At 48.4% G+C, this 25,862-nt stretch carries 26 protein-coding genes; 6 read left to right on the top strand and 20 right to left on the bottom strand.

All coding sequences use genetic code 11. The annotated features are described in order from the left end of the window. Positions 1 to 14: 14 nt before the first annotated feature. Genes N7U64_RS06520 through N7U64_RS06555 form a run of 8 tightly spaced genes read right to left on the bottom strand, consistent with a single transcriptional unit; the run spans position 15 to position 9,959 of the window. The gene (locus N7U64_RS06520; RefSeq protein WP_318928917.1) at positions 15 to 1,124 is read right to left on the bottom strand and encodes a glycosyltransferase family 4 protein; all 1,110 of its coding nucleotides are present in this window, start codon (positions 1,122 to 1,124) and stop codon (positions 15 to 17) included. Beyond that, the gene (locus N7U64_RS06525; RefSeq protein ID WP_318928918.1) at positions 1,112 to 2,455 is read right to left on the bottom strand and encodes a nucleotide sugar dehydrogenase; all 1,344 of its coding nucleotides are present in this window, start codon (positions 2,453 to 2,455) and stop codon (positions 1,112 to 1,114) included. The genes N7U64_RS06520 and N7U64_RS06525 overlap by 13 nt, the downstream gene beginning before the upstream one ends. 12 nt (positions 2,456 to 2,467) lie before the next feature. Further along, positions 2,468 to 3,817: a phenylacetate--CoA ligase family protein gene (locus N7U64_RS06530; RefSeq protein WP_318928919.1), complete on the bottom strand. Its 1,350-nt coding sequence runs from the start codon at positions 3,815 to 3,817 to the stop codon at positions 2,468 to 2,470. Then, positions 3,807 to 4,844, bottom strand: a complete 1,038-nt coding sequence (locus N7U64_RS06535; protein WP_318928920.1) for an NAD-dependent epimerase — start codon at positions 4,842 to 4,844, stop codon at positions 3,807 to 3,809. Before N7U64_RS06535 ends, N7U64_RS06530 begins: the two co-directional genes overlap by 11 nt. Continuing rightward, positions 4,834 to 6,126 (bottom strand): hypothetical protein, encoded by a 1,293-nt coding sequence (locus tag N7U64_RS06540; RefSeq protein ID WP_318928921.1) that lies wholly within the window; start codon positions 6,124 to 6,126, stop codon positions 4,834 to 4,836. The genes N7U64_RS06535 and N7U64_RS06540 overlap by 11 nt, the downstream gene beginning before the upstream one ends. Positions 6,127 to 6,139: 13 nt before the next feature. Continuing rightward, positions 6,140 to 7,402, bottom strand: a complete 1,263-nt coding sequence (locus tag N7U64_RS06545; RefSeq protein WP_214849710.1) for an oligosaccharide flippase family protein — start codon at positions 7,400 to 7,402, stop codon at positions 6,140 to 6,142. Between the two features lie 12 nt (positions 7,403 to 7,414). Continuing rightward, complete coding sequence (locus tag N7U64_RS06550) at positions 7,415 to 9,286, bottom strand: nucleoside-diphosphate sugar epimerase/dehydratase (RefSeq protein WP_318928922.1); 1,872 nt, start codon at positions 9,284 to 9,286, stop codon at positions 7,415 to 7,417. Positions 9,287 to 9,308: 22 nt separating this feature from the next. After that, positions 9,309 to 9,959, bottom strand: coding sequence for a YveK family protein (locus N7U64_RS06555; protein ID WP_012371440.1), 651 nt, complete (start codon positions 9,957 to 9,959; stop codon positions 9,309 to 9,311). A 328-nt stretch (positions 9,960 to 10,287) separates the two neighbouring features. On the opposite strand from N7U64_RS06555, the gene N7U64_RS06560 reads away from it, so the two are divergent. Together N7U64_RS06560 and N7U64_RS06565 are read left to right on the top strand one after the other, a co-directional pair. Beyond that, positions 10,288 to 11,577, top strand: coding sequence for an O-antigen ligase family protein (locus N7U64_RS06560; RefSeq protein WP_318928923.1), 1,290 nt, complete (start codon positions 10,288 to 10,290; stop codon positions 11,575 to 11,577). A 31-nt stretch (positions 11,578 to 11,608) separates the two neighbouring features. After that, entirely contained in the window at positions 11,609 to 12,367 is a 759-nt protein-coding gene (locus N7U64_RS06565) for a hypothetical protein (RefSeq protein WP_318928924.1), read from the top strand. 64 nt (positions 12,368 to 12,431) lie between these two features. On the opposite strand, the gene N7U64_RS06570 is transcribed toward N7U64_RS06565, so the two are convergent. Together N7U64_RS06570 and N7U64_RS06575 are read right to left on the bottom strand one after the other, a co-directional pair. Beyond that, positions 12,432 to 13,424, bottom strand: a complete 993-nt coding sequence (locus tag N7U64_RS06570) for an ATP-grasp domain-containing protein (protein WP_318928925.1) — start codon at positions 13,422 to 13,424, stop codon at positions 12,432 to 12,434. A 96-nt stretch (positions 13,425 to 13,520) separates the two neighbouring features. Then, positions 13,521 to 14,018: a VanZ family protein gene (locus tag N7U64_RS06575; RefSeq protein ID WP_318928926.1), complete on the bottom strand. Its 498-nt coding sequence runs from the start codon at positions 14,016 to 14,018 to the stop codon at positions 13,521 to 13,523. Between the two features lie 228 nt (positions 14,019 to 14,246). Between N7U64_RS06575 and N7U64_RS06580 the strand changes: the two genes are divergently transcribed. Beyond that, positions 14,247 to 14,666, top strand: coding sequence for a helix-turn-helix domain-containing protein (locus N7U64_RS06580; protein ID WP_290827876.1), 420 nt, complete (start codon positions 14,247 to 14,249; stop codon positions 14,664 to 14,666). Between the two features lie 69 nt (positions 14,667 to 14,735). On the opposite strand, the gene N7U64_RS06585 is transcribed toward N7U64_RS06580, so the two are convergent. The 4 genes from N7U64_RS06585 to N7U64_RS06600 all read right to left on the bottom strand — a co-directional run bounded on the left by N7U64_RS06585 (position 14,736) and on the right by N7U64_RS06600 (position 17,487). After that, positions 14,736 to 15,044 (bottom strand): hypothetical protein, encoded by a 309-nt coding sequence (locus N7U64_RS06585; RefSeq protein WP_318928927.1) that lies wholly within the window; start codon positions 15,042 to 15,044, stop codon positions 14,736 to 14,738. Between the two features lie 268 nt (positions 15,045 to 15,312). After that, positions 15,313 to 16,056: a hypothetical protein gene (locus N7U64_RS06590; RefSeq protein WP_318928928.1), complete on the bottom strand. Its 744-nt coding sequence runs from the start codon at positions 16,054 to 16,056 to the stop codon at positions 15,313 to 15,315. Then, complete coding sequence (locus N7U64_RS06595; protein WP_318928929.1) at positions 16,049 to 17,257, bottom strand: hypothetical protein; 1,209 nt, start codon at positions 17,255 to 17,257, stop codon at positions 16,049 to 16,051. The genes N7U64_RS06590 and N7U64_RS06595 overlap by 8 nt, the downstream gene beginning before the upstream one ends. Positions 17,258 to 17,340: 83 nt before the next feature. Then, complete coding sequence (locus tag N7U64_RS06600; protein ID WP_158537512.1) at positions 17,341 to 17,487, bottom strand: hypothetical protein; 147 nt, start codon at positions 17,485 to 17,487, stop codon at positions 17,341 to 17,343. Positions 17,488 to 17,634: 147 nt separating this feature from the next. On the opposite strand from N7U64_RS06600, the gene N7U64_RS06605 reads away from it, so the two are divergent. Beyond that, positions 17,635 to 18,513 (top strand): helix-turn-helix domain-containing protein, encoded by an 879-nt coding sequence (locus N7U64_RS06605; protein WP_318928930.1) that lies wholly within the window; start codon positions 17,635 to 17,637, stop codon positions 18,511 to 18,513. A 10-nt stretch (positions 18,514 to 18,523) separates the two neighbouring features. Here N7U64_RS06605 and N7U64_RS06610 read toward each other — a convergent pair whose 3' ends face one another. Together N7U64_RS06610 and N7U64_RS06615 are read right to left on the bottom strand one after the other, a co-directional pair. Continuing rightward, positions 18,524 to 18,850 (bottom strand): hypothetical protein, encoded by a 327-nt coding sequence (locus N7U64_RS06610; RefSeq protein ID WP_318928931.1) that lies wholly within the window; start codon positions 18,848 to 18,850, stop codon positions 18,524 to 18,526. 299 nt (positions 18,851 to 19,149) lie between these two features. After that, positions 19,150 to 19,323: a hypothetical protein gene (locus N7U64_RS06615; protein WP_318928932.1), complete on the bottom strand. Its 174-nt coding sequence runs from the start codon at positions 19,321 to 19,323 to the stop codon at positions 19,150 to 19,152. Positions 19,324 to 19,452: 129 nt separating this feature from the next. Between N7U64_RS06615 and N7U64_RS06620 the strand changes: the two genes are divergently transcribed. Next, the gene (locus N7U64_RS06620; protein WP_318928933.1) at positions 19,453 to 20,034 is read left to right on the top strand and encodes a TIGR00730 family Rossman fold protein; all 582 of its coding nucleotides are present in this window, start codon (positions 19,453 to 19,455) and stop codon (positions 20,032 to 20,034) included. A 58-nt stretch (positions 20,035 to 20,092) separates the two neighbouring features. Here N7U64_RS06620 and galU read toward each other — a convergent pair whose 3' ends face one another. From galU to N7U64_RS06640, 4 genes are all read right to left on the bottom strand, one after another. Further along, positions 20,093 to 20,974, bottom strand: coding sequence for a UTP--glucose-1-phosphate uridylyltransferase GalU (galU, locus tag N7U64_RS06625; protein ID WP_318928934.1), 882 nt, complete (start codon positions 20,972 to 20,974; stop codon positions 20,093 to 20,095). Between the two features lie 110 nt (positions 20,975 to 21,084). Further along, positions 21,085 to 22,038: an ABC transporter ATP-binding protein gene (locus N7U64_RS06630; RefSeq protein ID WP_318928935.1), complete on the bottom strand. Its 954-nt coding sequence runs from the start codon at positions 22,036 to 22,038 to the stop codon at positions 21,085 to 21,087. Between the two features lie 14 nt (positions 22,039 to 22,052). After that, positions 22,053 to 22,862: an ABC transporter permease gene (locus N7U64_RS06635; protein ID WP_026827415.1), complete on the bottom strand. Its 810-nt coding sequence runs from the start codon at positions 22,860 to 22,862 to the stop codon at positions 22,053 to 22,055. A 274-nt stretch (positions 22,863 to 23,136) separates the two neighbouring features. Continuing rightward, entirely contained in the window at positions 23,137 to 23,313 is a 177-nt protein-coding gene (locus N7U64_RS06640; protein ID WP_318928936.1) for a hypothetical protein, read from the bottom strand. A gap of 370 nt (positions 23,314 to 23,683) precedes the next feature. Between N7U64_RS06640 and N7U64_RS06645 the strand changes: the two genes are divergently transcribed. Beyond that, positions 23,684 to 25,780, top strand: a complete 2,097-nt coding sequence (locus N7U64_RS06645; RefSeq protein WP_318928937.1) for a 5'-nucleotidase C-terminal domain-containing protein — start codon at positions 23,684 to 23,686, stop codon at positions 25,778 to 25,780. Positions 25,781 to 25,862 lie beyond the last annotated feature (82 nt).

Genomic DNA, 25,862 nt, shown 5'->3' on the forward strand with positions numbered 1-25,862 from the left:
TGACGTCCTCCTTCTCATAAGTTCGAAAAGAGATTGAGTTGCCGCTTGATGACATCTGCTTCGTTAAAGTGTTTCATCGCCCGTTCGAATCCGGCCCGCCCCATCTCGGACGCGACGTCCGGCTGTTCGACCAGATCGAGCATCCGTCGGGCCAGGTGTGTTTCGTCCTGTACTTCGACCAGGTAACCGGTCTTGCCGTCGACGACTTCTTCCCGGCAGCCGCGGATATTTGTCGCAATGACCGGTTTCGCCGTCGCCATCGCTTCGATGATCGAACGTGGAACCCCCTCGCGATGCGACGGTAAGACAAACGCATCGACTTGGTGCAACAGTTCCGGGACATCTTCGACGAACCCGAGGTAATCGATGTTCGGAATCTCCCGGATCCGTTTGCGGAACGTGTGTTTCGTCGTCTGATCGCGTTCACTTTCCATCATTTCACCGGCAATCACCAGCCGGACGTCCGGTTGAACCGAAACGACCTGTTCAAAAGCGTTCAACAGTTCGAGAATCCCTTTTTCCTCAACAATCCGGCCGATGAATAAAAACGTAAACGGTCCGGTCGTTTGGCGGGTCCGGGGATAGAACCGGGTCAAATCGATCCCGTTTCCGAGATGCATCAGTCGCGTCGTATTTTTAAACCGTTTGCGGTTCGCCAGTTCGTAGTCTTCCTGACTTTGGAGCAACAGATAATCGGTCGCGAACCGGGCCAGCCACTTCTCGACCGAATACGTCAGCTGATACGTGACGCGTCCCATCTTTTCGTGAAAATAGAAACCGTGCGCCGTATAGACGATGTGTTTTGTGCCGGCCCGCTTCGCTGCGACCCGACCGAGGGCCGCCGCGACCGGCGTATGCACATGCACGGCATCATATTGTTCGTCTTTTAAAATCTGGACGATCGAGCGGATCGTCTTCCAGTTGCTTGTCCAGTCGATTTTCCGTTCAATCGGGATGTCGTGCATCGTGAAACCTTGCGCCGCGAGTTTTGCGGCCGCTCCGGTATCGGCACAAGCAATGCCGACGTCATGTCCGGCATTTTGCAAGGCGAGCAGCAACGGTTGTAACATCGTCTCGGCGGTCGTATCCAGCGCGCAGACCTGAAGGATTTTTAAAGTCGCCATAAATGCACCCCTTCCGGTTTTTCCGACGGTGTCAGCATCCCTTTGATATCGATGACGATGCCGCGTCCGACTTTGAGCAGGTGTTGCGCCAGCAACCAGTTACCTTCGACATACTCTTCATGCGAGACGGCGAAGATGACGACGTCGGCGGGTTTCAGGTCGGCGAGATCAACAAGATCGATGCCGTATTCACGTTTCGCGTCCCTTTTTTCGACGAGCCGGTCTGTCACTTGGACTTCGATGCCGAACTCTTCGATCTCCTTGACGAGGTTCGCGACTTTCGAGTTCCGGATGTCACTGACGTTTTCCTTGAACGATAGACCAAGCACCGTTACCCGGGCACCGAGCACCGGCATGTTTTGTTTGATTAGATTCTTAACGAGCGACGTCGCGATGAAGCGTCCCATCGTATCGTTGATCCGGCGTCCGGCGAGGATGACTTCCGGATGGTAACCAAGCGACTCGGCTTTCATCGTCAAGTAGAACGGGTCGACCCCGATGCAGTGACCGCCGACGAGGCCCGGTCGGAACGGCAGGAAGTTCCATTTTGTTCCGGCAGCCTCGAGGACCTCGAGCGTATCGATGTTCATCCGGTCGAAGATGATCGCCAGTTCGTTCATCAAGGCGATGTTCAGGTCGCGTTGTGTATTCTCGATGATTTTAGCGGCTTCGGCGACTTTGATCGAAGATGCCCGGTGGACGCCGGCTTCGACGACCGCTTCGTAAACTTCCGCGACGATATCAAGCGTTTCTTCGTTTTGTGCGGAAACAATTTTTTTGATTGTCTTGAACGTATGCTCATGATCGCCGGGATTGATTCGTTCCGGCGAGTAGCCGACGAAGAAGTCGACCCCGGCCTTCAGACCGGATGCTTCTTCGAGGACCGGAATACAATCTTCTTCCGTTGCTCCCGGGTAGACGGTCGACTCGTAGACGACGATGTCCCCTTTGTTCAACTGACGTCCGACAAGATGGGAAGCACGCAGGAGCGGCGTCAAATCCGGTTGATTTTGCGCATTGATCGGTGTCGGAACGGCGATGATGATGAAGTCGCTCGCTCCGAGTGCTGCTGCGTCCGTCACGTATTCGACGTCGGCATTTTTCAGGACGAACGGACTGAGTTCGAGCGTCGCATCAATGCCCTCTTTCAGTTCAGCGACGCGCTGTTCTTTGATGTCAAAGCCGACGACTTCCGTTTTTTCGCCAAAGGCGACGGCGACGGGAAGACCGACATATCCGAGACCGACGACGGCAATCGAACGGTTGGCGATGGGGAGTGATCGTGTTTCGGCTGCTGTCGTATCTACGATGTGTTTGACTGCCTTGTTCATGATGGATTCCTCCTATTTCATCGACTGTTTGACGATCAGTGTTTTTCCATTCGGCTCCTGTTTCATCTGCTGGACCGGCTCGAGCGTGACTTTCATCGAGGATCCAAGGAGTTTCTGCATCTCCCGCAAGAGGATTTTTTCATGTTTCGGTACGAATCGTTGCTCGTCGGGAATGTAGCGCAGTGTTACATGATTCAGCGCGTGTTGTTCGACCTGCAGGCGTAGAACCGAGTTCGGCAGTTCCCGGGCAATCGTCGTGATGTCGCCTTCAAAGACCTTGCCGCGCTTTTCACTGACGATGAAACTCGTTCCCCGCCCGTCAATCGACTCGATGACCGGTCCGTTCAGTCCGCAGGTGCAGGCTTCCCGTCCGAGTGTCATCCGGTCGCCGATCCGGTAACGGACGAGCGGTGTGCCGCGGGTCGTAAAACACGTGACGACGACTTCTCCCAGGTCTCCATACGGTTCGATGATGCCGGTTTCATGATGGAGATGGAGTTTACGTTCCCGGCATTCCGAAATGATTGGTGCCCCTTCCGATGAGCCGTATTGATCAAAGACCGGTGCTTGAAACGCTTCTTCAAGTAAGCGCCGCATCTCCGGCGTCACCGTTTCCGATGTCGGAAAAATCGCAACGAGTGAGAAGTCGAGCCGTAAATCATGTTTCAGCAAATACAAGGCAATCTCGAGCATCGCGGTCGGGGTTCCGTCGAGTGCCACCGGTCGGAACCGGTTCAACTCTTCGATATAGGCCGGAAAGTTTTCTTCCTTCATATGAAAGATCGACAATAACAACTGATTGAGCGGTCGGTTCATCCGCCAAAAGATCGGCTTTTTTTGATCGATCGCCGTTAACGTTCGTCCGGTAAAGCTCGCGCGTCGCATCCCGGAATGAAAGCCGTGCAACTCTTTAAAGTAATCAAGATGCGCCATCCGTTCCTGGACGTCTTCCCGCATGAAGGCGACTTGGAGCGATTTCCCGCTCGTCCCGCCGGTCCGGCCGCGCACCGGCGCGTCGACTTCTGACATGAATGCTTCATTTTGTTGCCGTAGCGTTTCTTTTTCAAGGATCGGAATCGTCTGTAGCTGGTCGAGTGACGTAAAAGGAAGACGGATGTCGTGCTCCTGAAACAGCTTCCGGTAATATGGTGTGTGTTCCTGGATGAACAGGAGAAACGCATTCAACCGTTCGAGCTGTTCGATCCGGTAATCGACGGTCCGGTCTTTGACCCGCAACTCCTGAAGTTTTTTCTCATATCCCGGACCGTACCGTTCCTGCATCAGCTTTTTTCCATACATTGATGTCAAAATATTCTGAATAAATATCGGAGAGTTGTAGTAAATCTCTTCTTTAAGCGCCATCCTGGACTTCCTCCTTCAGCCGGTAATGCTGTTCGTACCAGTCGATGAATGCATGGACACCTGCTTCAATGGTCGTTTGCGGCCGGTAACCAATCGTCTCGAACAACGATTCAACATCAGCAAAACTTTCGGGAACATCTCCTGCTTGCAGCGGCATTTCATGTTTGATCGCTTTTTTACCAAGCCGCTCTTCAATCAGGGAGACGAATTCGTTCAGCCGGATCGGACTGTGACTGCCGATGTTAAAGACACGGTATGGAACATTACTCCGGTCGGGTAACGGATTTTCCTGATCAAATGCCGGGTCGGCGGCGGGTTCTGTCTGCATCAGCCGGTAAATGCTTTCGATAATGTCGTCGACGTAAGTGAAGTCCCGCCCCATCTCCCCGTAGTTGTAAAGATCAATCGGCTGTCCGTTTGCGATTGCTTCCGTGAACTTGAACAAGGCCATATCCGGTCGTCCCCACGGTCCATAGACACTGAAGAACCGGAGACCGGTCGTCTTGATGCCGTACAGGCTGCTGTATGTGTGCGCCATCAGCTCATTCGCTTTTTTCGAAGCGGCGTAGAGACTGAGCGGATGGTCGACGGCGTCCGTCGTCGCGAACGGCATCTTCGTATTCGATCCGTAGACGGAACTTGAAGATGCGTAAATCAATTGTTCGACCGGATGATGTCGGCAGGCTTCGAGGATGGACAAGAATCCGACGATGTTCGATGTGATGTAGACATCGGGACGATCGATGCTGTAACGGACGCCGGCTTGGGCCGCTAAATGGAGCACCAGGTCAATCTGGTCCGTCTCGAAAATCTGGTTGATTGCTGTCGCATCTTCAAGTGACACCCGGTAAAATGTATAGCGCTTCGGATCCAGTTCCAGCAAGCGGGCTTCTTTTAATGTCGGATCATAATAATCGTTGACTTCATCCAGCCCGATGACCCGGTATCCTTCCGCCATAAAGCGACGTGCCGCATGAAATCCAATGAATCCTGCAATCCCGGTAATTAAAATCGTCTTATTCTGCACGTTTCTCAACCTCCTCGAAGTGGTGGAGCACTTGATAGCGGATGTAATGGATTGATGTATAAGCAATCAGCAACATCGGAAACAGTTTATACCGGTGGCGGATCGCTGTTCCGACATTCCCTGTCCCGAGACCGAAGATGACGGCGTTGACGATGAAGAGAATCAGCATGAACAGCAGCACACTTCCGAGCGGATATTGTTTTAAATACTTCAGATGCATCAGGGTCAAGACGGCTAACAGGAGATAAAAAGCCGCATCGGCGAAGAAAATCGCGATATTCATGACACTGGACCACTGCCACGGAAACGGCGAGAACAGGAAGTAAATCATCCGCAGCGGCGCGTACAGGACCATATCCGACGGTCCGGTCACCGACAGCCCGTTCAAGTAAGCCGATCCTCCGCGGTCATAACTCATTCCGCTGAACAGCTGACCATTTTCTGAGACGTGGGTGAACTTTGCGAACAACACGTCCTGGAAGCTGTAGACGATGAACCCGACGATGACGACCTGAACAATCAACCGCTGGACTTTCGATGCTTCAAAGTCCATCCGTTGCGTCTCGTGATTATAAAAGGAGAAGTAGACGAGCAGGACCAGAATCCCGATCGCGAGTCCCGAGTGAAAGACGGTGCTGATGAAGTAACCGAGATAGGCAAAGGTCAGACTCGCCGCCGACTTATCAAGCGTCCAGCGCACCATATAATACAAGGTGTAGACGATGCCGAGTGCGACGAGCTGATCGCGCAGAAGGATTGGCGAAAGCAGTAATCCTTGAGCGAAGAAAGCAAACACACCGGTCGCAATCAACACGTAATGCATCGGCAGTTTCAGGAGCAGCAGCGTTTTCGACAGGATGACGATTGAGACGACGCCGAGAATGACGTTGAAGTACTGGGCGAGCATCCGTTCCGGACCAAATGCGAGATAAAAGATACCTAAAAATTTGGAGTAACTCCCCCGGACGACTTCATTGAACATCGTCGGATCGGTGTAAATCAGCAATCCTTCGAGATGAAACGCTTCCGTATCGTCACCGCTGTGCGGCGGGAGCCGGAACAGTTCGAGATCGACCAGCATCAAGGTCAGCCGGATCAGGAATGCCGTCACGAAAATCAGGAACAACGGGGTCGTATCGGCTTGCCGGAGAAGATAAAACATCAGCAAAACCGAGTTGATGGCAAGGACGGTTGCGACGTAACCTTCGGAAGTCAAAAAGAGCGGTCGGACCAATTGGCTGAGCAAGGCTTCGAGAACGACGACAATCAGGATCGGCCGCATGCTTTTTCCTCCTTTAGCTGCTTTGTTCAATCGCCAGTGCCATTTTTCGTGGGTAGAGACAACGGTAAAGTGCCGGAATCAATAATCCGATCTGGGTGACGGCACATAATCCGTAAGCGGTCGTTGCGCCGTACAAACCGTACATCGGAATCAGAATGCTGCAGGCGACGATGTTGACGACGACACTGCCGAAGATGGCAATCGTTTGAACCCGGAATTGCTGGAATCCGGTCAACAATGCTTGAATGACGGTCGAATTATAGAAGAACAGCGAGGCGACCATCATCAGGACGAAAATCGTGTGGTACTGGACAAACGACGCATTGTAGAAAATCGTTAACCCCCACTTGCCGAAGAAGATCGAACCGATGATCAACAGGATGCCGACTGCATTCGTCATGAGCAGCATTGACCGGGTCAGCTTCCGTAATTCCGGTAAGCTTTGCCGTTCTCCGCTGTCGGAAGAGAAGTTTGGCAACAGAACGGCGACAAGGGAATGGATGAACAAACTGCCAAGCACGAGCAGATAGGCGATGCTCGCATAGTAACCGAGTTCCTCTGTTCCGATCGCGTGTCCGACGAACAGGCGGGGAATGTTGGCGTTAAGCGCAATCAATAAGGCGACGAATCCGAGCGGGACAGCTTTGAAGAATAATTGCCGTCCGGTTTGATAACGTTGACTCATCTGCTGGTTTTCGAATCCGTGACCGACACGCCGGACGGTCGGTAAATCGTAAACAATCAGCATGATCAGGTTACCGGCGACGAGTGCCAGGACGAAGCCGTGAATCGAGTGGGTCGTAAAAAGAATCAAGGCCGCTCCGGAGACGTTGACGAGACTGCGGAAAATCTTCGATAAGGCGACTTCCTTGAATGCCATGTGTCCTTGGAGGAATCCGTACGCGAGATCGGCAAAGGATTCCATATACTTGTTCAGGTACACGAGTAAGGTCAGCCAGAGGATATCGGCTTCACCGAAGAAATAATAGACACCGAGAAGGACGAAGACCCCGACCGATAATAAGGAAAAGCGGGTCTTGATGAACAGGTTGAAGTTTTTTAAGCCCGACCGTTCTGCCGTCAGGATCGTGCTGGCATTTAACCAACAAAACATGACGATCGGTGCCGTCAAAGCGAGTGCATAATTGAAGTAACCGATGTTGAGTGGTGTGCTCCATTTGATCAGCAGCGTCAAAATCATCCACTGATGCAGGGAATAGGCCGTATCTGCAATGAAAATCAGATTAAATCGTGACAGTTGCCGAACAGGTTTCATCTCGTCTCCCCCTCATTCCCGGGCGATCCGAATCGCCGGTGGAATCGTCTCCGGCATCATGTCGGTCCGGTTCGTTGCTTCGAGTAGATACGTCCGTAACGCTTGTTCATCATCGAGCGCCAAGGCGATATTCCGTAAATACGGATCAATTGATCCAAACGGTCGGGTTTTCCCGACGAGAATCTTGTCAAAGACCCGCTCTTCATGTACTTCTTCCGTCGCGAGTAATTCTTCATATAACTTTTCACCTTTTCGGATGCCGCTGTAGACGATCGGAATCTGCTGTTCGGTAAAACCGCTCAGGTGGATCAGGTTCCGGGCGAGCGTCGTGATGTTGACGGGTTCACCCATGTCGAGGACAAAGACTTCCCCGCCTTCCGCGAGGACGCTCGCTTGAATGACGAGCCGGCTGGCTTCCGGAATCGTCATGAAGTACCGGGTCATCGCCGGATCCGTTACGGTGATCGGACCGCCTTTCGCAATCTGGTCCTTAAAGAGCGGAATGACGGAACCCCGGCTCCCGAGCACGTTGCCGAACCGGACGACCGCGAACGTCGTCTCACTGTTGCGGGCAATCTGCTGAATGACCATCTCGGCAATTCGTTTCGTCGCTCCCATCACACTGGTCGGATTGACCGCCTTATCGGTTGAAATCATGACGAATCGGTTGACTCCGGCCGCTTCTGCCGCAAGAGCGACATTCCGCGTCCCGTAGATGTTGTTTTTGACTGCTTCGCTTGGATTGTCTTCCATCAACGGCACGTGTTTGTGTGCTGCCGCGTGGTAGACGAGATCCGGTTTAAACCGTTCCATCACATCCATCATCCGGTCCGCATCCTGGACGTCGGCGATGACGGAATGGAGCGTGATTCCTTCTGTGACGGCTTCCAGTTCACGTCGGATCAGATAAATGCTGTTTTCTCCGTGCCCGAGTAAAATCAGATGATCCGGTTTGAACTTAATCAGCTGTCGGCAAATCTCGGAGCCGATTGATCCGCCGGCTCCGGTGACGAGCACCGTTGCTTGACTGACACTCTTTTCAATCTCCGTGATATCCAGTTCAACCGGTTCCCGGCCGAGCAGGTCGGCAATCGATACTTCGCGCATCTGATTGACGGATACCTTGCCGGACGCCAGTTCAACAAGCATCGGTAATGTATGGGCTTCGACTTTCGTCTGTTTGATCCGGTTCAGTAAAGCAACCCGGTCCGGATAGGCAAGTGAGGGAATGGCCAGGACGACAGCTTCAATTTTATGTTCTTCAATGATACATTCGAGTTGATCAATCGTTCCGATGACGGGGACACCGTGAATCATCATTCCTTTCAGTTCCGTCAAGTCATCGAGCAATCCGACGACGTTCAGAATATGGGCTTTTTTCTGTTTCAGCTCTTTTGTGATCATCTGCCCCGAGGCACCGGCACCGATGATTAACGTCCGTTTCCCGAGCGTCCGGTTTTCCCGTTTCAGCTCGAGACTTCGTCCGCGGATCAACAGTCGGACGAACAGGATGCCGTTCAGGACTAAACCGGTCTGAAGGAAGACGGCACGCTCGACGGCAAAATCGAACAGAGCGTACTCGAGTCCGAGAAGAACGAAGCTGCTCGCAACAACGACAACGAGCAGTACGCCTAAATCACGCAGGCTGGCATACCGCCAGATGATTTGGTAAAAACGCATCCAGTGGGCGACGAGTGTCAAGGCGACCCATTGAATCAAAGCGATTTCGATAGCATCCATCAGTTCAAAGTTGGCCGTGAGGTTCAGCGGATTAAAAAAGTAAAAGGTCACGACCGTCGCAGCAATGATGATCGAGGCATCGATAAGTCGCAATAGACCGATTTTCATATGCCGGCGATATTGCTGGAATGGCGGGGCTTGCATGAGCGGCTCCTCCTTTCTCAAATCAAGAACGGCTGGGATGACTGACAGCTTGCGGATAAGAGGTTTCTTTCGTTTCTTCAGCGACTGACTTTTTTCCGAGTGCCCGGGAGTAGACGATCAGTAAGCCGAAGAGAAGTCCGAGGATGCCGCCGATTGCGGTATTCATCAGAATGTTCGGCGAGACCGGTTCTGTCGGAATCCGGGCTGTCGAGAATACTTCGGTGCTACTCGTTTTGATCAGTTGCGGAACATAATCCTGGAAGACTTCCGTCATCGTATTCGCCTGGATCGCTGCCTGCTCCGCCGACCGATCTGTGACCGACAAGGCGATAACTTGCGAATCGAGATTACTGGCGACGGTCAGACGATTCGTCAAATCGAAAATCCGCTTATCCGTGACGTCCATTTTTTGAGCAACCTGATCGATGACTTCCGGGCTTCTTAAAATATCTTGGTAGGTACTGACAAGCGTCGTCGTTGAAGTCGTTTCCGCATTTTGTTGCGGGACAACCAGGATATAGGCAGTCGCTTCATACGTCGGTGGAATCACATAGGTGCTGACGGCATATCCGGCACCCGCTAAGAGCAGTGTCAGTAAGCAGAGTACCCACCACCCTTTCTTTAATGTCATCAGATGGTCACCGAATGTCTTTTTTTGATGGATGGAATTCACATGGTTCACCTCTTTCTCGCTACCTGACAGGTTGGATGGACACTGGTTATGCTTACACCTTATTTCCAAACGACTGCCAAAACAATTAGAGCTTGGTGGAAATGATTATATTTTTTTGAGGAGTCATCATGTTTGCGTATCGTTAGTTCATCGAAAAAGATTGATTCACAAAAAAAAGACGATTCACAAAAAAATGATCGCCGCTTTTTCAAAATCATCCACAAAAACTGCATGATTTTTAAGAAATAAAGGGTAAATACCAATTTGATGATTAAAAGTCTGAAAATTCGGTAATAAGTCCTATATGAAGGGTGGATAGATACTAGTAATGATGTTAAAATCAGACAATATACCTGAATCGATTGGCTTATTCCTCCTGACCTTCTGGGTCCTGATCGATTTATGGACGCGTCCGCTCTCTTTCACGGACGAAGTCCTGCCGAGTCATTGGAACATCTGGATGGCACTGATCTATCTCATCCTATTTGTTGGTCTTTATCTCGTTAACCGTCCCTTGTATTTTCCGCCCAGTGCCTCAACGCAACGACTTGTCATTTCGTTTTTATTTTATCTTACGTTTCATGCTATTATTTTCTTCTTTCGTCCAGCGGTCGATTCTTCGCTTGTCCTACTTCATCTGTTTACGACAGGACTTTTCGTCCTCATCGTGCTGTCACTTTCAGTTCAGCCTTACATCCGCTGGTTTCAGCTGATGAACCTCATCCTTCTGTATCAAGCCTTCTGTCTCGCTGTTTATGCCCTGATTGTCTCATTTGGAAAACAGTACGTGCCGATCGAGAACATCCAGTCGTTGCAACTCGGTCCCGTATCTCTATCGCAACTGTATGTCGGTGAACAAGGCAGCTTTCTCCGGTCAGCCAGTCTGACCAACAATCCGAATACATTGGCGGCATGGCTTGTCCCCGGTGGTCTCATCGCCTGGATGTCTGTCTTACAAGCCTTCAACCGTCGAAATGTCCGGTCATGCGTGCTTTTCGGAATGATTCTCGCCGTGATTTTAATCGGGCTCGTGCTCAGTGCCTCACAGACCGGTCTCTACTCGTTTTGTCTGCTTGCGTTGCTGACGACGATTTTATTGATCCCGACAAACCGGTTGCGTTATCAGGTGACGGGACTTTATCTGATCGGTGCCGCGATTCTCATCGGCTCACTGTCCCTGAACCACACGTTATTCGCCAAGTTGATCAGTCTTAACGGCCGGAGCGACTTATGGCAAGCGGGTCTGACCGCTTCACTCGATCGGTTTTGGTTCGGACACGGGCTCGGTTCCGCTGCCATCGGGCTCGAACAACAACTCGGGCCGAGTACACTGTATACGTTTCACAGTACACCGATCGTCTATCTGTATGAACTTGGATTTATTGGATTGTTGCTTTATACCGCATCGTTTCTGTTGATACTCGTCCGGTTCATTCAGAATTATCGCTACGACGATTCGTTATCGATCAGTTTGCTGTTACTTAGTCTTTGGTTGCTGTTGCTTCAGTTCACGGAAAGTGTCTTGATCCGGCCGAGCGGATTTTATTTCATCTGGCTCAGTCTTTTGATTTATGCGACCCGGCGTCGCGCGACCTCACAAGAAAGTACCCACACCTAGACGAACACCTACATGAAAGGGGTATGACATCATGAAGAAATGGACAGAACAACAAGTCATCGACAGCTTAATCGAGGCAAGTATCGCTTATCCTGCGTTGGACGCCAAGACATATGCCCGCTGGTCGAACGGAAAAGAGATCCCTTCAATTACGACGATCATCAACGTGTTTGGTTCATGGCGCGAAGCTTTGCATGCGGCCGGCTTATCTTCCATCCGTCCGTACTACTCCGATCAGGAAATTCTTGCTTTTATCAAAGAAGCTTCGGAACGGCTCCATCCTTTCCACAGCAACAGTTACCGGGAATGGGCCAAAGCAAAACACGGACCTTCTTTGACGTTGATCAACTTACGATTCGGGTCATGGTCACGGGCCCTTGAGGAAGCTCACATTGAGATGACACGTTCGATCTGTATGACGGAAGAACGGATTATCAATGCGCTCCTCGAAGCATCGGACGTCCTTCCCCGCCTGACGACCCAAACGTATTCAATTTGGGCACAGGAAAACGGACATCCGACGGTCGCGACGATTGCCCGAAAGTATGGTTCATGGGTCGATGCCCTTACATGTCTCGATATCGCTCCACCCCGCCGGAAATGGGTCGAAGAAGATGTCCTCGATGCTTTACGTCAGGCTCAACAAGAACTGCCATCGCTCAGCATCATCCATTACCGGAAATGGGCGGAAGGACGCTCCGTTCCAAGTACGTCGACCATCAATGCTTTGTTCGGGAGCTGGACATCTGCCGTACAGTGCCTCAAACGGTCGCGTGTTTCAATTTCTTGATCACCATCTTTACAAAAAAATGCCGATTGGATTTCTAAACGAAGTCCAATCGGCATTTTTTTACTTATCGTTTGATTCGCTGCAGTTCAGCGGCTGAAATCAAGGTGACGGTATCATGCTTCAGCATGTAGATATCATCGAGGTATTGTCCGATTTGCGGAACGTTGATCTCATGCATCAGATTCCGATACAGTTGCGCCGGAAAATTAACACCACATTCATAGGCATGGGGATATCCTCCGCCAAAACGCGGATTGATTTCCGACAGATACAACGTACCGGCGACATCAAACAAATCAAAATCAAGAGGTCCGACCAGCCCCGATCCGTCGAGGACATGTTCGACCAGTTCGAAGACATCGTCCCGGAGGACAGAACGGCTTTTATCGGTCTCTCCCGCCCGCATCGTCAATTTTTCCTTAATGAAGATTGACGTCACTTTTCCGGAAATTAAGTCGACGTACGCATCGACCCCGAGCTCTTGACCAACGAGTAGTTCCTGGACGATTAAATCGGTGTTCTTTGAGAACAACTGCTCCACTTCTTCGACGGTTTCGACCCGTCGTACTTCGATGCTGGCACTTCCGATGCGCGGTTTGACGAAGACCGGCAGCTGTACTTCGCCTGCAGCCAGAGCTTCTTCAAACGACGCCATCGTCGCATACGTTCTTGCATGCGCAATCCCTTGTCGCAGACAGTACTCATACATCGTATATTTATCGAAGCACAGCTCACAAGCGGCATATGGCGAGACGATGACTGTCACACCGATGGCTTGAAATCGTTCCGTCGCTTGTGCGAGCAAACCGAGTTCCGGATCAATCAATGTCAGGAGAGCCGTCACTCCTTCGTTCTGACAAAGCTTAAATAAATGATCGATGTAATCGACCTCATCTATCTTCGGTACGATGTAATGCTGATCTGCCATGTATAACGCCGATGCCAATGGACTACAATCCGCTGTGCTGACACGTCCCGTCTTAAACTCTTTGACAAAATACTCGACGAGCTTTGCCCGGCGACCGGCGCTCGTAATCAATAGATGAGGTTTCTGCATCCGATTCACTCCTTTTAATTAATGATGTTAACCTTTCTTTTTCGACCCGCTCCATTGAAACCCTGCTTTTCTTTCAAAAAAACTAGGACCGAAGACTCACTTTCGAATCCACTGTTCACTTGGTCTTTTCTTCCAAAATAACCGGTACAATAGAATGCCGATCAAAGCACCTGTCCCGTCCAGCAGGACATCCTGAATCAGCCCCGTCCGTCCTCCAGTCAAAATTTGATGAAACTCGTCAAAGACGGCAACTGTAATCGCGACCGTATAGGCAAACAAAGCTGCCAACACATACGGACGGATCAAGCGGTACGTTAAATCAACTAACGCGATTCCAAGAACGATGAAGATCGACAGATGGGCTGCCTTTCGAATGAAAAACTCGACAAAGCCGGAAGCACCAAGCACTGCAACGCTCACTTCGCCGTGATAGTCGAACGAGATGAACCGGAGATGCTTGACGAAACCTAAATCAAAGTATCGTGACAAACCCGGTTTCAGGGACTGTTCTTCGTATGGCATCGAACTCGATATGAACAAGATAGCCAAAATCAACAAGGTCACATAACCCGACCATGGTATTTTTCTCAACATATAGGACCTCCTATTCTCACTACATAATAGAATATCATGTTCTCTTTTCTGATCCTTCCTAAGATTTTCAAATAATGCATGATATTCTGAATTTTCAACCCATTACATACATAATCATGCAATTATTTTTTTCTAAAAACTTTTTTTTACATTTTAAAGGTTTGCGCTATAATGAAAGTGGTTATTTAGTACTATTAAGCAAGGATGCAAGAATAGGAGTTGAGCCCTGTGAAACGTGCGCTCGGAAAAAAAATCATGCAGTTGCGTAAACAACACCAATACACTCAAAAGCACCTCGCTGAACGTTGCGGAGAAACGGTCACGTCGATTTCCGCTTACGAACGTGGCCAACGGATGCCCAATCCTCAAACATTAGAACGCCTTGCGCTCGCTCTGAATACGACTGTGATCGATTTGATTGACCCTCAGTATGTGCAACATCCCTCATTGCAGGAGTTTATGGCTCAATCCCTCGAACCGACACAACCGCTCGATTTCAAACTGGTCCTGGAAGATATTCTCGTCCACTTGACACTTTCGCCGGAAGTCTACTTCAATGGCCGTCTCCTGACGCAGGAAGTCCGTGATCATATGGCGACCACTATCAATCAAGCACTGCAACAAGGTTTACAATCGATTGAGATTTAATCTAAAAACACGATGAGAGGCGGACAGGATGTTTCCTGTACACATCTCATCGTGTTTTAAATTACCGTGTTAATCAGATTTTAAGACATGATGAATGTAAAGTTGACCGTCTTCATATGTCGCTTCCATCATCCGGCTGAAAAATGGAGATTCCGATGTTTTTTCAGCTAAGAAAACACGTTCGAAGCGACTATGTGCTTGATCGACAAAACTGAGTTTGAGCTCGCGTTCATCTGATTTGAACATCAAATGTGTACCGCTCTTACCAAAGGCATCAGGAAGAATGACAGCATCCACAAACTCAAAAACCTCTTCTGGAAACAACGTTTCGATAAACGATAAACAACTGGCTTTCAGTTTGGCTATCTTCTCATCCATAACGTTTACCTATCCTCCGATTTTAGCATGGCATCATTAAACTGATTGATAAGGACTACTTTTCTTTATTACCCCACCTTTAGACCTAGCTAAACTAGTATTAAAAATATTTTTATCCAATATAAGGGATTATTTTTCTGGAAACAGATTGAATTTTTAAAACTTTATTTTTTTGAAAACAACATGGCGCACAAGATTTTTTCTACAACAAAAACAGAGGCAGATTTTAAACATCCACCCCTGTTTGTCTTTAAAATTGAACTGAACGTCATCCGATTTTATCGAATTCTAAAATACTGATGCTTTTCCCCGCGTATAATGTCCGTCCCCGGTAACGGGAAAGTTTCGCAAATTCAAACAATGTATCGGTCTCATAGAGATGCTCCACTACATAACCAACCTTCTCATCAGTAGCAGACTTCAGATACGTATTAAAAATCAACAGGTCACGGTCGACTTTTTGACCGTAAAACAAGGTACAGTCCTCCATACGTCGCGAGGCAATTGGTTGGACGTTTTGTCTTAAATAATCCGCGTTATGGATACTGATCAGTAATTGACCGTCCGTTGCCAGTAAGTGACGGATATTGCGGAAGAACAATAGCAGTTCTCCTCGTGAATACCGGGCAATCGTCGTACCCGGCAAGACGATTTTATGAAACGCATGACTTCCCATGACATCGACCACCTCATTACTGAGTCCGTAGACGCGGTTCAGGTATTGCTCGGAGATACCGGCAATTCGGTTTAACTCCGACTCGATGAGATACAGATCGTATCCTTCCGCACATAACGTATTGAATAACTTTGCTGAAAAGTTCCCATGTACCAGCACACGATCTTCTTTTTGAAGGTAGCGCCGGTATAACATCAATTCGTCAACTTCCGGTAAGGAGGACGTTTCTTGATACAGTGCCGTGAACCGGTCATCTGCAAACAGATGATCGAGAACTTGAACACGTGAATAACTCCCTTTTCGCGCAAATGGACCGAATAATGGTGTGTCATCCATGATAAATCAACTCCTTATACGTCCGAACCGCCGCTTCATAATCTGTCCCAAGCCGCTTCGGCAACACATCGAACCGTTCCTTTTGATCGGCTTCGAGAATCGCGAGAAAGACTTCATCCGTCTCAAACAATTGATTCGTCAACAGTTCGAAGGCGAAACAGCCTTCTTTATTTTGAATCCCGATCATCGTCAGCGGACCAAGCTTTCCTTCCGTCCGCGGCAGCTCGAACACGCTGTACGGAGTAACGAACTGACTGGTCCCTTGAAACGCCGAAGCCAGTTGAAACAGGATTGGATATAACGCGAGCTGAGGAATCGGAAGGAGCACTTCCCATGTTGCCAACTGATTTTGACGTAACTGACAGATGTTTAAGTCAAACGCCTTGCTGAGCAATATCCGCTTTTCATAATCTGCATAGATTCCGTCTCTGTGAATGAACAAACGATGGGAGGACGGCATGCCGGTGAGCGTCGCATAATCAAGAATCCCGATCCGCTGTTCCGGATTTAAGACGACACCCGTCTCCTGCCACTGCTGCATGGCAGCATCGAGGTCACTACGTTCAAACGTCGCCAACCGGTCTCTGACACTAAAGGGTAACGTATCGGAAAACGCCAGCAGGACCGGTGTCCGGCTCATCAGTTCGATGACCGGCAAGTCATGCCGGGTCGACTGATCGATGTATAACAAACTGTTGATCGTCATCTGATCAAACAGAGTCGGTGTAATCGAATCGAGCAGATCCGTCGTTTCGACATAGACGTGACGCAACGGTTGCGGCTGACGCGACGCCGTATCCGGATAGACACCAGTGAACAACGACATCAAGGCATCCTGTAATTCAATCGGTTGCGTATATCCTGTCGTCCCTTCTAACGGAATCGTCTTATCCAAGAAATACGGGTCTCCGAACAAGACGTCGCCCCGCTCATTAATCAGATGAAACTGAACATGTAGCATCCGCTGTTGTAAATACGCGACCAGACGCAAGGTCCGCTCCCCCTGTCCTCGCAGGACAAACAAATAATGTTCGAATTCCTGAAAGTCCATATAGTCGAGTAAATCCAAAAACGTATGTTGATCGTAATCATAACGATCCATTGAGAACCGGTGCTGCTCACAAAAAGTCTTAAGGGCACCGGTCGGGTCGAGTTGGTGTAACCAGCCTTCGCTTTCAGAAAGAACCGTTAGTCCGATCATATCCATGCTCCTTTCATCCAAGTAATATTAAAAAAAGGCTTCAGACCTGTGACGGAATGAAGCCACGTCAGCAAGAGACGTCATCATGAAGTTTTCAGTTCTCGTTTCGCCGGCGGTTTGATCCGGTCCATTTCCCGACTTGCCAAGGGTGCGACCGAGACAGCAGCAGCATTTAAGCACCAGCCGTAAGATGTCATGGTCCGGCGCGATTCTTTAAAGGTGAGATTCATAGGAGTTACCCCTTTCATTCGTTTAAAATGGCAGACGACACGTTGACGACTTGTTTAACTAAAAGTTTGGTATCAGATCCCGTTCCCTCTTATAATGGAAAAGGGTATCGTTTTCTCAAATCCACAGGACAGAAAGGACAGAACCCGATGGATCAATTCACATCACCACAGATTGGTCTGGCCCTTCGCCGTCTTCGCAAGAAACATAATCTGACGCAGAAGGATTTGGCGAACGGAATTTGCAGCCAAGCGGAAATCAGTAAAATTGAAAGTGGAACACATTCTCCGACCGTTGATTTGCTTTTTGCATTATCACGACGATTGCAGGTACCGATTACTGTTTTTTTAGATCACACTGAGCAACAAACTTCTATGAGGCTTATCGATGATTCATTTTTAAGCAGATTTAGAAATAAAGACTTCAATGCTATTTTTAATGAAACGAAAACTTTTATTGAATCCTCTTCTAATAACATTGAATTGAGTTTACTGTATAAATATTATTTTCATTTATGTGCTTATCGTTTAAACAAAACTGATTTCAGAACTTGTATTATTGAATTACAAAACCTCTCTGATAAATATTCTACGATTTATTATTCACCAGATATGATTGTACGAATAAAAGCAGCAATCGCAAATATTTATTATGAAAACAAAAGCTACAAACATAGTTTGAGAGTATATGAAGAAATATTAAGACTTAATTTCGATAATGATGAAATGATCTTAAATAAAATCCGGATACAGTATAACTTTTCTAAAATTTTAATTGAACTAAAAAAGCCAGAAACCGCTTTAACTTACGTTAACGATGGCATTAAACAAAGTATAAAATTTAAAGACATGTCATTACTCGGTCAGCTTTTATTTCAAAAAGGTGCTTGCTTGGAATTGATAAACTCTAGCTTCAAAAGTACAAGTGAAGTTTATCAAAAAGCATATTTACTTTTTGAGTTACTTGATATGACAGAATACAAACAAATCATGCTCGAAAAGAAACTCCATTATCTTAAAATCCTTTAAGAAACTTATCTTACACTAATGGTTTTACTAAATACTCCATTGGAAGATCGTTGCGAGCTACATCTCGTTTTACTGAGTATTCCATCGGAAGATCATTACGAGCTACGTCACGTTTTACTGAGTACTCCATCGGAAGATCATTGCGAGCTACATCTCGTTTTACTGAGTATTCCATTGGAAGATCATTACGAGCTACGTCGACTTTTACTGAATACTCCATTGGAAGGTCATTCCGGGCTATATCTGTTGATGTTAAAGATTCGACTCCATTGAATCCAAGTGATCCAGTTAATGCAAGTGCTCCAACAACTAATCCTAATTTCTTTTTTAAGTTCATAATGAATAACCTCCTAATTTTTTTGTCTAGCTCTGTAACAACATCATATAACCTTAGACCCCCTTTGAATATTCGAATACGAATATTTAGTGTATTTTGCACATTATTTACACTAACCGTATCTTTTGGCTTAGGTCATACGTCCCGAAATGTGCATATTATTTACATTTTATCCACCATTGTGTCGATAAAGTGTATGAAAATAGATTTTTTAGAATATTCAATCGTTCTCAACTTTATGATTGTTCTGCATACAAAAACCCGTTTCATCTGCTGCACGCAAATGAAACGGGTTTAATTTATTTTGACGAACGGCGCAGTGCAATGAAATACCCTACTCCAAGTAAGACGACCAGCCCGAGCAAAATGCTGCTGACCGTCGTTCGGACAGATGATTCCGGGATCCAAAGACCGATTGCAAGATTGATTGCCGCAATCAGCAGGACCAGCCAGACGATGATTTTAGGTCTCATTACTTCCTCCTTTACTTTGACGTTTCCTGATTTGTTTTTCTTCGTCAAAACCTTACAAGACTCCTCTTATTCAAAACTTACTGATATGATATGGTGACAGAAGACGATTTTTAAAAGGGGGACCTATGGATGAAAAAGCTAGCAGTATTTTGTGGTTCTAAAGACGGATCAACACCCATTTTCCGGCAAGCCGCAGCAACACTCGGGACGACGCTCGCAGCGCATCAAATCGGACTTGTCTATGGCGGTTCACGTGTCGGAACGATGGGTGCCGTCGCCGATGCTGTTCTCGCAGCCAACGGACAGGCAGTCGGCGTGCTGCCACATTTCCTGCAGGAAAAAGAGATCGCCCATCCGAACCTGACCGAACTTCACCTCGTCGAATCGATGCACGACCGGAAAGCGAAGATGGCAGAACTGGCCGACGGCTTCATCATCTTGCCCGGTGGTCCGGGAACGATGGAAGAGTTTTTTGAAGTTTTTACGTGGGCACAGCTCGGTCTTCACGAAAAACCGTGCGGAATCCTAAATATTGACGGCTATTATGACCCGCTCGTGACATTGTTTCAGCAGATGGAGACACAAGGTTTCTTGATTCCGGAACATGTGGCAATGCTGATTGTCGAATCGGATCCGGAACGGTTACTCGAACGATTCCGAACGTATCAAGCACCACAGGTCAAGACATACATGAACACGAAACAAACATAACGTTCAGAAATTTTCTTTCAACAGGAGTGGCGGATTTTCATCCCGTCACTCCTGTTGTTCATTCCTGCTCCCAGCTCTCGACATACCGCTTGAGTAACTGCCGGACATCTGCCTGAATCTCTGCGTCTTCAAGCGCAAACGCTAACGTCGTCTCGACGTACCCCATCTTCTCCCCGACATCGAACCGCTTCCCTTCCACCTCGTATCCGTAGACGTCTTCTTGTCCGTTCAGCCGTTCAATTGCATCCGTCAGCTGAATCTCTCCGCCCGATCCCGCTCCTTGAGTCGCCAGGTATTCAAAGATCGCCGGCGTCAGGATGTACCGTCCGATGATCGCCATATTGGACGGTGCCGTTCCCTGGACCGGTTTTTCGACGAACTGACGGACCTGATAACGGCGTCCTGTCTGATTCAACGGATCGATGATGCCGTACCGATGTGTGTCTTCCGTCGGGACGTGTCGGACACCGACGACCGAGGCGTCCAGTTCTTCGTATTGATCAATCAGTTGTTTTAGACCCGGTTCTTCCGAGACGATGATATCATCCCCGAGCAAGACGGCAAACGGCTCATCGCCGATGAAGTGCCGGGCACTCCAGATCGCATGTCCCAGTCCTTTTGGTTCTTTTTGACGGATATAATGAATCTCCGCCATCGTCGTCGAGGCATCGACCTCTTTAAGCAAGTCGAGTTTCCCTTTTTGACGCAGGATGTTCTCAAGTTCCGGTGCGTGGTCGAAATGATCTTCGATTGCCCGCTTGTTCCGTCCGGAGACGATGATAATCTGTTCGATCCCCGATGCCACCGCCTCTTCGACGATATACTGAATGGTCGGTTTCGTTAAAATCGGTAACATTTCTTTTGGCATCGCTTTCGTCGCCGGTAAAAACCGGGTCCCGAGACCGGCTGCCGGGATGATGGCTTTTCTGACTTTCGACACGTACATTCCTCCTCAGTACTTGATCCGTTACTCGTAAGCATTCGCTTTTCAGTCTCTTGTTCCCTGTTTTATTCAAAAAAAGACCAGAGACACACGTCTCTGATCCGTTCTTAAAATAGTTTAGTCAAAGCTTCTGTAAATGTCGCGAATGACGGTGTCTCATCGATGACCATCAGACTGCCGGCTGCAAGTACGAGTAAGCCGATCCCTGACAAGATCCATCCCGGATGTTTGACCGTATCTTCGGCATCCATGTTTTTCTTACCCGGTTTCGCCTGGGCGCTCTGTTCCTTCAAACGATCCCGCCGGTACTGGTGCTGTTCTTCTTTCGTCAGCTTCTTGTATTCGGTCAGGAACTTCTTGTATTCCGGTACGACTTCCTTCGTCGTCCCGTCGAGCTTGACCTGTCCGTATTCGAGCCAGATGACCCGCTCACAGAAACTCCGGATCTGGTTCAACGAGTGACTGACGAAGATGATCGTCTTGCCTTCGTTCTTGAACTCGTTCATCTTGTCGATACACCGGTTGTAAAACGTCTGGTCACCGACCGACAACGCTTCATCGACGATCAGGATGTCGGCATCGACATTGACGGCGATCGCAAATCCGAGCCGCGATTTCATCCCGCTTGAATATTTTTTAATCGGTTGATCGATGAAATCCCCGATGTCCGCGAAATCAATGATCCCCGGCATCCGGCGTTCGATTTCTGCATCGTCCATCCCGAGCATCAAACATTTCAGGTGGATGTTCTCACGGCCGGTCAAGACGTTTTTCAACCCTTGGGAAACGGCGATGATTGCCACTTCCCCGTTGATTTCGACGTCGCCTTCGTTGGCATAGATGATACCGGAAATCAGGTTCGACAGTGTCGATTTCCCGGAACCGTTGATTCCGACGAGACCGACGACTTCACCGGACCCGATATCAAGGGAGACATCGCGGAGTGCCGTAAACGTCTTGACGTTTTTACTTTGATTCTTAAACAGTAACTTGAATTTTTCTTTTGTCGTCGTGACCATATCGAACCGTTTCGTGACATGGTCGAGTTTTATCATAGACATGGCGATTTCCTTCCTTAAACGAGCTCGGTGAATGATTTACGGAACTTGATGTGTAAAAACGTTCCGGCTGTGAACAAGAGCAGTGTCACGCTCCAGAAATAAAGTCCCGTCGGCCACTCCTGCCAAACCCAGGCTCCGCCGAGCAGGCTCGCGCGGTATCCTTCCACGAGGTAAAAGACCGGATTCAGACGAAGCACACCGTGTAAGACATCCGGGAACCGTTCGATGTTCCACAGAATCGGTGTCAGATAAAACAGCATCCGCATCATCGATTGCAGGAACAATTGAATGTCTTTGACGAGCGTAATCAATGTCGAGAAACACAGGGAGAACGCGTAGACGAAGATATAAGTAGCCGCCATATAATACGGGAGTTGGAGTAACTTCCAGGTGATCGGAATACCGTTCAGGATGATGACGATGAAGACGATCAGGAGCATCGCGAAATGCTGGTACATCCGGGATAAGATGACATACGACGGAATCGCACTCATCGGGAAACGCATTTTCGTCACCATCGCCAGGCGGCTGTTGATCGAGTTCGACCCGCGCAGCAAGGCATCATTGATGAAGAACCAGACGACGATCCCGCAGAGGAGCCAGACGATGAACGGTGTATCACCGTCGACGTTTTTGTTCCCTTTCAGACCAACACCAAAGACGAACCAGTAAATAAAGATCTGTAAGCCGGGATTGAGCAGCTCCCACAAAAGTCCAAGTCGTTGCTCCGCGTGCGCCGATTTAATCTCATAACGGGCGAGACGGCGAATCAGCGGAAAATTCTCCACTTGTTCGCGGATGATGCTTTTCATTTCTTTCCACATAATTAATTTCCTTCCGATCTGTAAAGGTACATGTATTTTAGTTCGGTTGCATCCACTTCAAAATAAAAAGACGGGCTCCGTTCGCGATTCTTCAAACGAACGACCGACCGCGGACAGGCAGACGCCTGCACGTTGATTCATTCCTCCCTTCCTTTTCAAGCACTCTTTTCCTATTAAAAAAGCAGGCACCGGGTGCCATACACTTAATCAATTCTAGCCATCGTTAAAATTCATGTCAATGTATTGGGCAAACCGACACCAAACTGTAGCTTTCTCACCAATAAAAAAACCAGTCAGCAACGATGGACAAGACATCGTTGCTGACTGGTTTCGAATGGGATAGAAGTGGAAATTCAATCGTCGTCGGCGGGGATGACAATCCCCAGATCAATAAAATGCTCATCACACATAAGATGACCAGAACCATGGTGCCTTGAATCGTCTCTTTCATCGTCTTGTTGCTCTCCTCCCGCGGTTTCCTCATTTCTTCATCATACCGAACTCATACGCCGAACTCCACCAGTAGATTATCAATTAATGGGAATGTTTGACGAATTGATGTATATTTCCGTTTCTTTTTTCACTCGGACAGATTATAATGAAAGCGTTATCATTTTACATGTTTAGGTCAAATTAACCAGAAAAACGGACTAAAACGGACGTCTTCCGCTGGTTGTCATGTCGTCCGACCTAAGAATTTACGAATTTTACAAAAGTTTTATCGCACCATCCACCAAGAACGACTTATAGTAGAAGAAGAGGTCAACGATCGCATTTCGACCTTGTATTCATACACCCACTTTGAAGGAGGATTTCTACGTATGTATAAATCAAAACCGCTTTACGCGGCAGCCGTTGCTGTCGCCCTGACGACATCGGCAATCGTGCCGGTTGCCCAGACTACTGTATCGGCAGCAACGCATGTCAAAGTCAAAACGGTCAAACTCAAGTCACTCGTCTTCACAAAAGGTGCCCCGGTCAAGTTACCTGCTACATACAAGGGCGAGAAAATCACGTGGAAAAGTTATGATCGTCATATCTTCAACCGTTATCAGACGGTCAAAGGAACGTATGGCAAGAAGAAATCACCGATCGAAGTTAAAATCCTCATTCAAAATTATGCCGTGAAGTTCGTCGAAAGTGTCAAAGAACAGACGATCTATGTCGGTGAAAAACCGGAACTCCCGAAAACACTTGCTGTCCTCTATGCGACAGGTCGTGTCTATGACAAACCGGTCCGCTGGTCGAAAGTCGATACGAGCGAAGCCGGCGTCAAATACGCTGTTGCAAGCTACACACGTCTCGGCAAAACGATCACACTCAAAGCTAAAATCAACGTGCTTGATATCAATAAAGATGATTTCTCAATCGGTTTGATGCACACGAACGATACGCACGCCAATCTCGATAAAGCACCAAAACGCGCAACCGTCATTAAAGAACTCCGCGCTGCCTATAAAGCAGACGGTACACCGTCACTGTTACTCGATGCAGGGGATGTCTTCTCCGGTTCCCTTTACTTCAACAAGTTCAAAGGACAAGCTGATCTCGAGCTGATGAACTACATGAAATACGACATGATGACGTTCGGTAACCACGAGTTCGACCTTGGGGATGCGGACAACCACTTAGCGTTACAGGAATTCGTCAAGAAAGCGAAATTCCCGTTCATCACAGCGAACGTCGATTTCAGCAAAAACGAATTACTCGGCGGTCTGCAATCGAAAACAATCACAGCCGGTCCTGAAAAAGGCAAAATCTATCAAGGCATCATTAAAGAATACAAAGGCCAAAAAATCGGTTTCTTTGGTCTGACGACAGAAGAGACGGCCGATATCTCGAGTCCGGGAACTGTCGCCTTCGCGAACTACATCGACAGTGCGAAAGCAGCTGTCAAAAAACTCGAAGACCGTGGCGTCAATAAAATCGTTGCTTTGACACACATCGGTTTTGATGACAATCCGGCCGTCGACAATGATCAGTTGCTCGCACGTAACGTGGACGGCATCGATGTCATCGTTGGTGGTCACTCGCATACGAAACTTGAAACACCGGTCGTCGTGGATGATACGGTCGTACCGGGTAAAGCAGAGCCGACCATCATCGCTCAAGCTTACCAGTACGGTGATTTCCTCGGAAATCTTAACCTGACGTTCGACTACAAAGGGAAATTGACAGAGTATAAAGGATCATTGATCGACGTTTCAAAAGCAGCGGAAGATGCTACTGCCGCGTCTATCCTTAAACCATACGCTGATCAAATCACAGAACTTAAAAACGAAGAAGTCGGCGCGAACATCGTCAACGAGCTCGTGAATCCACGTGGTGAAGTCAGTGTCCGGAACAGTGAAACGGCACTCGGTAACCTGATCACAGACGGGATGCTCCAAAAAGCGAAAGAATACAACAAAGATACAGTCATCGCGATGCAAAACGGTGGTGGAATCCGTGCTGCCATCAATGCCGGTCCACTCACGGTCGGTGAAGTCTTGACGACACTTCCGTTCGGTAACACACTCGCAACAGCGAAATTGACAGGTCAGGAAATCAAAGACTTGCTTGAAATCAGCGTTGGCGTCGCTCCAATCGAAAACGGCGGTTTCCTCCACGTCTCGGGCATGAAATTCGAATACAGCAGCAAACTCGCAAAAGGCGACCGTGTCACGAAAATGGAAGTCAAAAACGGCGACACGTTTGAAGCCCTTGATTTAACGAAAACGTATGTCATCGCAACGAATGCCTTCACAGCTAAGGGCGGCGACGGGCTTACACCGTTCGAAGTGGCTTATAAAGACGGTCGTGTGACGGATCTTGGTCTCTCGGACTGGGAAAACCTCCGCGACTTCACGAAATCACTTGGTCAAGTCGATTACAAAATCGAAGGCCGGATCGTCGATACAAAAGCAGAAACAAAATAATTCCGCAAAAAAAGACCGGGCTTAACTGCCGGTCTTTTTTGTGTTTTCAGGAGGCGGATCATATCCCCTCCTGTTATTGTCT

It is taken from the genome of Exiguobacterium sp. K1, from assembly GCF_033721435.1.
GTDB classification, from domain to species: domain Bacteria; phylum Bacillota; class Bacilli; order Exiguobacteriales; family Exiguobacteriaceae; genus Exiguobacterium_A; species Exiguobacterium_A artemiae.